The organism is Thioalkalivibrio sp. ALJ15 (assembly GCF_000383695.1).
GTDB lineage: Bacteria > Pseudomonadota > Gammaproteobacteria > Ectothiorhodospirales > Ectothiorhodospiraceae > Thioalkalivibrio.
Genome location: NZ_KB912068.1, coordinates 1 through 1,444, shown reverse-complemented (window position 1 = coordinate 1,444; position 1,444 = coordinate 1). Strand labels below are relative to the sequence as shown.

Annotated in this window: 1 protein-coding gene; it reads right to left on the bottom strand. The window is 52.1% G+C overall.

Annotation, left to right across the window (positions count from 1 at the left end):
- Positions 1-319 precede the first annotated feature (319 nt).
- A complete protein-coding gene (locus tag G015_RS0113575) occupies positions 320-1,129 on the bottom strand; it encodes a TIR domain-containing protein (protein ID WP_020146895.1) in 810 nt (269 codons plus the stop codon).
- Positions 1,130-1,444 lie beyond the last annotated feature (315 nt).

Sequence of the window (1,444 nt, the reverse complement as noted above, 5' to 3'; positions counted from 1 at the left end):
CTCCGGATCAAAATTCCTGCGTCCCATATCGTCTCCTCGATCAGATCCCAATCATTCCACCGATCGAGGTGTCCACGAAAATTAGACCAGCACACGAGCGCCTCGGGCTCTCACCCCCGAGGCGCCCATTTGGCGGGTGAAATGCCCCGTTTAAGCCTCAGGAACCGCCTTTGAGGGACCGAAAGTCTCGTTCCTACAGAGGGTTGCCGTGGTCCAACCCCGTTATATATTCGCTTAGAGTCATATACCCACGGATGAGCCGTAACGTATGCCATCAGCCGCGCGAAGTAAGAGGGTCGGATGGGTGTCGATTTTAATATCATACTTTTACATTGTATCCACCCGCTTTCAGCTCCTTAATTATCGAGTATCCACTTTCTTCAATGCTGGTCGTATATTGTTTGTACACCAAGCCGCCCAAGTCGCTAGGTAGCACGACGGAACCAGTGTGAAGACAGCAGACTCTGTTTCGCCCCAGCTTCCCAACGAAGTAGCCGAACTCGAATATAACGTTCGGCCTTGATCGGATTTCGATCTGTCGGTCACTTTCTGGAACCTCGGCTTCAGATGCTAGATACGCAAACTCATCTGGCGTCAAGAGCACGAAGACGTACCCGACATCGCTGTGGGCTTCGAATTTCTCTATTACCGTCCGCCCTTCGTCCGCCTTGCGGTGCAGTACCACCGGCTCCAAGCCCAGTTCTGTAAGGAATATTTCCATCTCCTGCTTTGCGCTCTCATCATGTCCATGAACAATGAAAACCTTGCTAGAACGTGGTTTCCCATCCGGACTTACGTCCAATGCTCCCACTTCGGGCAGTACCTCATCAGCCACGCTAGCCCGTGCCGACTTTAGCGAACTCAGTATCATGGTTTTCGCATTGGTGAACTTTTCTTCGCCAAATCCGAGAACGCGAATAACAAGGCCCTTTTGCAAGGTTTGAGCCGGGACTGAGTCTTGGCCAAATTTAGCCTCCAAGAAGGTCCTTGCGCGAGACTGCCATACGACCCACTCCTCGGAGTACGCAGCTGGGTATCCGTGACGGGAAGTGGTGGCGCGAAAGTTCTCGTACGTGAACTTTTCGCCTTCACTAATTAGCTCATCTAGGGTATCGAACATTGCGGGCATGTGGGTATTCCTCTCAACGGTGATTGGGTGGCTCGGATGGAGATTGGATTAACGTGCGCGCGTATTCAGTTCGATATTCAGCCGAGTGGGGGGGGCAATGAAATCAGTCGGCTAGCGAGTGTCTGACGTGGTGTTCGGTGCCCGGGTATTTTGCGGAAGTGCGGAGTGGTTCGGTGGTCCGTCCATGTGAAGTAGTTCCGTTTCTATATGGTTACGACCTTATCTCTTTTTAGTTTGGTTGCACTGTACCGATATGTAGTGGCGTTTGGCTCCTATGAGGGTTTGTGATCCGTATGTTGTGTCATTGGGGGGGGG